The following is a 7,846-nucleotide window of genomic DNA, read 5'->3' as shown; positions in this document are numbered from 1 at the left end:
CTCTCCGCCTGCGGTTCAGGCTCGAGCGGCGGGAGCGGCGAGGGCGGCGGGCGCCTCCGGGTCGGTGTGGCCGGCGGCTCCTCCAATGACACCGTGGACGCCCACGACCCCACGGACAACCCCGACATCGCCCGCGTCTACAACCTGTACGCGGGCCTGTGCCGGTTCGCCGCCGACTTCAGCATCGAGCTGGCGCTGGCCGAGTCGCTGGAGCCCAACGAGGCCGCCGACGTGTGGACCGCCACGCTCAAGAAGGACCTGACCTTCCACGACGGGTCCCCGGTCAACGCCGATGCCCTCATCTTCACCCTCAAGCGCATCACCGACCCCGACAAGCCGGGCACCAGCGCCCAGCAGCTCGCCACGATGAAGCGGGACGAGCTGAAGAAGGTCGACGAGCGGACCGTCGAGATCCCGTTCGAGAAGCCCTACGTCACCTTCAAGGAGCTGTGCGCCGAATACGCCATGGGGGTGGTGCCCGAGGGGTACGACCCGGAGAAGCCCGTCGGCGCCGGCCCCTTCGCCTTCAAGGAGTTCACCAAGGGCGAGCGCAGCCTGTTCACCGCGTTCGACGGGTACTGGGACGGCCGCCCCAACATCGACGAGCTGGAGATCATCAACTTCGCCGACGAGAGCGCCCGGGTCAACGCCCTGGTCAGCGGCGAGGTCGAGGTCATCGCCCAGGTTCCGCACAGCCAGATCGAGGTCATCGAGTCCAACGAGAACCTCCAGATCATGGAGTCGGAGTCGGGCATGTGGCTGCCGTTCACCATGCGGGTGGACCAGGAGCCCTTCGACGACGAGAAGGTGCGCCAGGCGTTCCGGCTCATCGTCGACCGGCAGGGGATGATCGACCAGGCGCTCAACGGCCACGGGCTGGTCGGCAACGACATGTACGGGCGGTTCGACCCCTTCTACAACGAGGAGCTGCCCCAGCGGGAGCAGGACATCAAGGAGGCCCGCAAGCTCCTCAAGGAGGCCGGCTACGAGGACGACCTGGAGGTCGAGCTGGTCACCGGCCCGATCAACGCCGGCGCCGAGGCGGCCGCCCAGGTCTTCAAGGAGCAGGCCAAGGAGGCCGGGGTCACCGTCGAGCTCAAGCGGGTGACCAGTGAGGAGTTCTACGGCGACAACTACCTCAAGTGGACCTTCGCCCAGGACTTCTGGAGCGCCCGCCACTACCTGTCGCAGACCGCGCAGGGCTCCTACCCGGGTGCGCCGTTCAACGAGACGCACTGGGAGGACGAGGAGTGGATCGAGCTGGTCGACGAGGCCCGCCAGACCACCGACGACAAGAAGCGCAAGGAGCTCGTCCAGAAGGCGATGGAGATCGAGTACGAGCGCGGCGGCTACATCATCTGGGGCTTCCCGAGCATGATCGACGGGATCAGCTCCAAGGTGAAGGGCTTCGAGCCCTCCGTGGTGGGCCACCCGCTGGGCGGCTACAACTTCCGCTCGGTGACCATCGAGGGCTGACCGTCGAGCACTGACCGGACGGGGGCGGCGCGCCGGCGCGCCGCCCTCCCGAACGCCCGCTCCCGCCGACTCCGAAGGTCACCATGCTTCGACTCATCCTGTACCGCCTCTTCTACGGGCTGCTGACCCTCTTCGTGGTCTCGCTCGTGGTCTTCGCGGCCACCCAGGCGCTGCCGAGCGACCCGGCCCAGGCCATCCTGGGCCGCGAGGCCGCCGACCCGGCCCGCCTGGAGGCCCTGCGCCGCGAGCTCAACCTCGACCAGCCGCTGGCCCTGCAGTACTGGAGCTGGCTCAGCGGCGTCCTGGTGCTGGACTTCGGCACCTCGCTCTCGGGCGGCATGCCCGTCTCCGAGCTGCTCGGCCCGCGCATCCAGGCCAGCCTGAGCCTGATGCTGATCACCGCGGTCATCGCCGCCCCCATCGCGATGGCCATCGGCGCCTTCGCCGCGCTCCGCCGCGACCGCCGCTTCGACCACTCCTCCTCCATGGTCACCCTGGTGCTGGCCGCCGTCCCGGAGTTCGCCGTCGGTATCGTCGCCATCCTGCTGCTGTCCACCGGCGGGCTGAAGCTGCTGCCCGCGGTCTACGCCGGCAGCTCCACCGAGGTGCTCTCCAACCCCGACCAGCTGGTCCTGCCGGTGCTGACGCTGGCCATCGCGGTCAGCCCGCCGATCATCCGGATGATGCGCGCCTCGATGATCGAGGTGCTGGAGAGCGAGTACGTCCAGCAGGCCCGTCTCAAGGGCCTGCCCGAGCGGACGGTCATCTGGCGGCACGCCGCGCCCAACGCGATCGGGCCGGTGGCCCAGGTGATCGCGCTGCAGCTGGGCTGGCTGGCCGGCGGCGTGGTCGCGATCGAGTTCCTGTTCAACTTCCCGGGCATCGGCAAGGCCCTGATGGACGCGATCGAGGCCCGCAACCTCCCGGTCATCCAGGCCGTCACGCTGCTGATCGCCGCGGTGTACGTGCTGGTCAACCTGGTCGCCGACGTCGTCGGACTGGCCGCCAACCCGAAGGTGAGGGTGTCGTCGAGATGAGCACTGCCGACACCGCGCGCACCGGCGGCACCGCCACGGCGCCCGCCGGGCCCGTCCGCCGCCCCGGACTGCTGCGCACCGCCTGGCGCTACCACCGCACCAAGATCGGCGTGGTGCTGGCCGGCGCCGTGCTGCTGGTCGCCGTCGCCGGACCGTTCCTGAGCCCGTTCTCCCCGACGGAGATGGCCGGGCTGCCCAACTCCGCCGACGCCGAGGGCACCCTGCTGGGCACCGACGAGGTCGGCCGCGACGTCTTCAGCCGGTTCCTGCACGGCGGCTACACCCTGGTGAGCATCGCCGTGCTCTCCGCTCTGGCCGGCGTGGTCGGAGGCGCCGTGCTCGGCCTGGTCGCCGGGTACCTGCGCAACTGGGCCGACGAGCTGATCATGCGCACCAACGACATGCTGCTGGCCTTCCCGCAGCTGGTGCTGGCCCTGCTGCTGCTGTCCATCCTGGGGCCGCAGGTGTGGCTGATCGTCGTGATCATCGCCCTGTCGCACGCCAACCGGGTGGCCCGGGTGACCCGCGAGGCCACGCTCAAGGTGGTCGAGCAGGACTTCGTCAAGTCCGCCGAGGCGATCGGGGTCCCCCGGTGGCGGATCATGGCCGCCGAGATCCTGCCCAACATCACCAGCCCGCTGCTGGTCGAGCTGGGCCTGCGGATCACCTACTCGGTGGGCACCATCGCCACGCTCAGCTTCCTGGGCATGGGCCTGCAGCCGCCGACGGCCGACTGGGGCCTGATGATCAACGAGGGCCGCACCGCCATCACCATCCAGCCGTGGGCGGTCGTGCTGCCGGTCGCGGCGGTCGCGGTGCTGACCATCGGCGCGAACCTCATCACCGACGGGCTCTCCCGGGCCTCCATCGGGATCGACCGGGGGGTGGAGAAGTAATGACCGGCTCCGAACCAATGACCGGAACCGCACAGGCGGAAGGGGACGGCGCCGCAGCGCTGCGCGTGGAGGACCTGGCCGTGGTCGGCCACCCCTCGAACGTACGGATCATCTCCGGGGTGTCGCTGACCCTGCGGCGCGGGCACATCCTGGGCCTGGTCGGCGAGTCCGGATCGGGCAAGACCACCCTGGGGCTGTCGCTGCTGGCGCACTGCAAGCGCGGCACCGAGGTCGCCGACGGCGCCATCGAGGTCTCGGGAACCCCGCTGACCGGGCTCGACGAGGCCCGGGTGCGGCGGCTGCGCGGCCGCGCGGTCGCCTACATCCCGCAGTCCCCGGCCTCGGCGCTCAACCCCGCGCTGCGGCTGCGCACCCAGCTCATCGAGGCGCTGCACGAGTGGGACGAGCAGGAGCGCGGGCCGCGCGCCGACCGGGTGCGCGAGGTGCTGCGAGAGGTGGCGCTGCCCGACGACGACGCGTTCCTCTCCCGCTACCCGCACCAGCTCTCCGGCGGCCAGCAGCAGCGGGTCGCCATCGCCATGGCCTTCGCCGGCTACCCCGACGTGATCGTCATGGACGAGCCCACCACCGGCCTGGACGTGACCACCCAGGCGCACGTGCTGGCGACCATCCGCTCGATGACCCGCGACTACGGCATCGCGGGGGTGTACATCAGCCACGACATGGCGGTCGTCGCCGACCTGGCCGACGACATCGCGGTGATGTTCAAGGGCGAGGTCGTCGAACGCGGCGCGGCGGCGCGGGTGCTGGCCGAGCCGGAGCACCCCTACACGCGGCGGCTGCTGCGCGCCGTGCCGCTGCTGCGCACCGAGGGCCACCCCGAGCCCGGGGAGCCGGACGCCGAACCGGTGCTGCGGATCTCCGGGCTCCAGGCCGGCTACGGGCGCACCACGGTGCTGCACGACATCGAGCTGGAGGTCCAGCGCGGCGAGTGCGTGGCCCTGCTGGGCGAGTCCGGGTCGGGCAAGACCACGCTGTCGCGGTCGGTCGCCGGGCTGCACACGCAGTTCTCCGGCGAGATGCTGTTCGACGGCGCCCCGCTGGCGCACAGCAGCTACCGGCGCACCGCCGACCAGCGGCGCCGGGTGCAGTACATCTTCCAGAACCCCTACGAGGCGCTGAACCCGCGCAAGCGGGTGCGGGACCTGATCCTGGCGCCGTACACGCACCTGGCGGGGCGGCCCCGGGACCCCGACGCGGTGGTGGCCAACGCCCTGGAGCGGGCGGCGCTGCCCGCGGAGTACGCGGCGCGCTTCCCCGAGCAGCTCAGCGGGGGCGAGCGGCAGCGGGTGAGCATCGCCCGCGCCATCTCCACCGGGCCCGAGCTCCTGATCTGCGACGAGATCACCTCGGCCCTGGACGTCTCGGTGCAGGCCGAGATCGTGGAGCTGCTGCGCAACCTCCAGGACGAGGGGATGGCGCTGCTGTTCGTGACCCACAACATCGCCCTGGTGTCGAACATCGCGCAGAAGGTGGCGGTGCTCAACAAGGGCGAGATCGTGGAGTACGGGCACGTGGGCGAGGTGATGGCGCGGCCGCGGCACGAGTACACGCGCGCGCTGATCGCCGACACCCCCGACTTCGAGCTGTCGCTGCCCGACGAGGCGCGGACGGCGGACACGCAGCTGCCGGAGGCCGCCGGGCAGTAGCACGGCCGGGGCGTCCGCGGGGGCGGCGGGGTGTTCCCCGCCGCCCCCGCGCCGTTCCGGCGGCCGGGTGCCCCGGCGCCTTGCGGCGGCTCCGGCCCTCCGGCACCCCCGGTCCCGGTCAGTCCGCCTGCTGGGCCTGGACGGCCGTGATGGCGACGGTGTTGACGATGTCGCCGACCAGCGCACCGCGGGACAGGTCGTTCACCGGCTTGCGCAGCCCCTGCAGGACCGGGCCGACGGCGACGGCGCCCGCGCTGCGCTGCACCCCCTTGTAGAGGATGTTGCCGGTGTTCAGGTCGGGGACGATGAACACGGTCGCGCGCCCGGCGACCTCGCTGTCGGGGAGCTTGGTGCGGGCCACGCCGGGGTCGATGGCCGCGTCGTACTGGATGGGCCCCTCCACGGCCAGCTCGGGTGCGCGCTCGCGGACCAGCGCGGTGGCCCGGCGCACCTTGTCCACGTCGGCTCCGGTGCCCGAGGCACCGGTGGAGTAGGAGAGCATGGCCACCCGCGGCTCCACTCCGAACCCGCGCGCGGTGCGGGCCGAGTCGACGGCGATGGCGGCGAGCTGCTCGGCGTCGGGGTCGGGGTTGACCGCGCAGTCGCCGTAGACCAGCACCCGGTCGGCCAGGCACATGAAGAAGACGCTGGAGACCAGGGAGCTGCGCAGGACCTCGAAGGAGGGGCGGATGGTCTGGGCGGTGGTGTGCACCGCGCCGGAGACCATGCCGTCGGCCATCCCGCACTGCACCATCATGGTGCCGAAGTAGGACAGCTCGCGGACGGTGTCGCGGGCCAGCTCCCTGCTGACGCCCTTGTGCGCGCGGAGCCGGGCGTACTCCTCGGCGAAGCGTTCCACCAGCCCGGGGGCGGCCTCCGGGTCGACCACCTCGGCGGCGGACAGNGGGGGCGCCGCCCTGCCGGGGCGACCCGAGCAGCACCAGGTCCGCGGCGTCGCGCCGGAGCAGCAGGTCGGCGGCGCGCAGCACCCGCTCCTCGGTGCCCTCGGGCAGCACGATGCGGCGGCGGTCGGCGCGGGCCCGCTGCAGCAGGGTGTGCTCGAACATGAGCGGGGTGACCACCGGCGAGCGGGCCACCTGGAGCCGCTCGACGATGTCGCGGCCGTCGACCGCCTCGGCGAACACGCCCAGCGCGGTCTCGATCTTGGTCCCGGCGCCGGGGGCGATGTGCCCGCGGGTGCCGGCGGCCCGGGTGGCGGTGGGGAAGGTGTCCAGGTCGGTGGCGAGCACGGGCAGGCGGATGTCCATGCCGGTGAGCAGCCGCCACACCGGTTCGGGCAGGTCGGCGCCGCCGGTGAGGACCACCCCGGCCAGCGGGGGGAAGTCGGCCGAGGTGTGCGCGGCGTCGATCGCCGGCAGCAGGGCGCTGGCCCGGTCGGAGGCCATGATCACCACGTGGTCGGGTTCGAGCCGGTCCAGGATGCTCGGCAGCGACATGGCCGCGACCAGCAGTCCGGAGACCTCGCGGCCGAGCCGCTTCTCCTCGCCGAAGAGCAGCCGCGCCTGGCAGGCGTGCTGCAGGTCGCGCAGCGTGGGGGCGCGCAGCCGGGGGACCTCGGGCAGCACGTAGCCCTCACCGTCCAGGCGCTCGCGCAGGCCGGGGGCCTGGTCGGGGTCGACCCGGTCGACCACGGTGGCCAGCAGGGAGGCGTGCTCGCGGTCCAGTTCCTGGCGGGCGATGGCGATGACGTCGCGGACCTCGGCCTCGCCGCGCCCGGCGCCGGAGACCACCAGCAGCACGGGGGTGCCGAGGTTGGCGGCGACGCGGGCGTTGAAGGAGAACTCGGTGGCCGAGCCGACGTCGGTGTAGCCGGAGCCGACGACCACCATGGCGGCGTGCCGGGAGGCGACCTCGTGGTAGGCCTCGACGATGCGCGCCATGGCCCGGTCGGGGTCGGTGCGGACGTCGGCGTACTCGGCCCCGACGCACTCCTCGTAGGCGTCCTGCAGGTCGAAGCGGGTGCGCAGGGTCTCCACGATGGGGTCGCGGTCGCGCCCGTGCCCGCCGGCGACGGGCCGGAACACCCCGACCGAGTGGACCGTGCTGGAGAGCTGCTCGGCGGTCCCGAGCGCGACGACGGCCTGCTGGCTGTCGGCGTCGGTGGCCGCGATGTAGACGCCCCGCGTCATGCGCCCCGCCTTTCGAAGTCCTGCCCACGCGCCATCGGAGCCATGACCCCATGCGCCGCGAGGGGCCGTGGCCCCAGGCACGCCGGGGCCGTGGCCCGCGTCCAACGGGGCCCGTGAGAACACCCGTGAGAACAAAGGCCCCCGCACCACGGTAAGCCGGACAAGCGGGCCTCCTCGGGCAGGTCCACCCCGACCGGGGATTTCGAAAGGCAAAGCTTCGCCCAATGCGGCGAGAGGCGGTGAGTCGGCCGGGGCGGCACTCCAGCGGGAAGCGGCATCGACCACAGAGGGTGCGGACCGCCCGGAAGCAGCGGCGACGAGGGAGCCGGGCGGTTCCCCGGGCCTGCCTGTCGGCCGCCGGGTCGCTCGCGGTCCAGGTCAAGGGCGGCGACGGATCGGCAGGTGCCCCGCTCGCGGCTGCTTGCCGGGCGTCGGGTTACCGTCGGTCCAGGTCGAAGCAGCGACGAAGGAGCCGGGTGGTTCCCCAGCCGCCCCGCTCGGCCGCCAGGCCCCTCGCGGTCCAGGCGTTAGCGGCGACGGAGCAGCTGGTACCCCGCTCGCGCCCGCTTGCCGGGTGGCGGGCCTGCGCCGGTCGGGGTGGCGGGCAGCGACGACGA

Annotated in this window: 5 protein-coding genes and 1 pseudogene; 4 read left to right on the top strand and 2 right to left on the bottom strand. The window is 72.5% G+C overall.

All coding sequences use genetic code 11. The features are described from left to right. The 4 genes from D450_RS0112180 to D450_RS0112165 all read left to right on the top strand — a co-directional run. A partial coding sequence (locus D450_RS0112180; RefSeq protein ID WP_026128511.1) for an ABC transporter substrate-binding protein occupies positions 1-1,476 on the top strand: 1,476 nt, incomplete at its 5' end. Between the two features lie 83 nt (positions 1,477-1,559). Then, positions 1,560-2,513, top strand: coding sequence for an ABC transporter permease (locus D450_RS0112175; RefSeq protein ID WP_017538947.1), 954 nt, complete (start codon positions 1,560-1,562; stop codon positions 2,511-2,513). Further along, positions 2,510-3,409, top strand: a complete 900-nt coding sequence (locus D450_RS0112170) for an ABC transporter permease (RefSeq protein ID WP_017538946.1) — start codon at positions 2,510-2,512, stop codon at positions 3,407-3,409. Before D450_RS0112175 ends, D450_RS0112170 begins: the two co-directional genes overlap by 4 nt. 17 nt (positions 3,410-3,426) lie before the next feature. Then, positions 3,427-5,079 (top strand): ABC transporter ATP-binding protein, encoded by a 1,653-nt coding sequence (locus tag D450_RS0112165; RefSeq protein WP_017538945.1) that lies wholly within the window; start codon positions 3,427-3,429, stop codon positions 5,077-5,079. 118 nt (positions 5,080-5,197) lie between these two features. Here D450_RS0112165 and pta read toward each other — a convergent pair whose 3' ends face one another. Continuing rightward, on the bottom strand, positions 5,198-5,968 hold the full coding sequence (gene pta / locus D450_RS35430; protein WP_017538944.1) for a phosphate acetyltransferase: 771 nt from the start codon (positions 5,966-5,968) through the stop codon (positions 5,198-5,200). A 94-nt stretch (positions 5,969-6,062) separates the two neighbouring features. Next, positions 6,063-7,229 (bottom strand): annotated as a pseudogene (locus D450_RS35425) (phosphotransacetylase family protein); the annotation flags it as partial. Positions 7,230-7,846: the final 617 nt, after the last annotated feature.

Source organism: Nocardiopsis halophila DSM 44494, from assembly GCF_000341245.1.
GTDB lineage: Bacteria > Actinomycetota > Actinomycetes > Streptosporangiales > Streptosporangiaceae > Nocardiopsis_A > Nocardiopsis_A halophila.
The sequence above is the reverse complement of the archived record's forward strand: the minus strand, read 5'-3'. Positions and strand labels throughout refer to the sequence as shown.

Excerpts from the sequence above, each read along its gene's own strand:
- D450_RS0112175 (WP_017538947.1), top strand. The coding sequence starts at position 1,560 with ATGCTTCGACTCATCCTGTACCGCCTCTTCTACGGGCTGCTGACCCTC.
- D450_RS0112170 (WP_017538946.1), top strand. The coding sequence starts at position 2,510 with ATGAGCACTGCCGACACCGCGCGCACCGGCGGCACCGCCACGGCGCCC.
- D450_RS0112165 (WP_017538945.1), top strand. The coding sequence starts at position 3,427 with ATGACCGGAACCGCACAGGCGGAAGGGGACGGCGCCGCAGCGCTGCGC.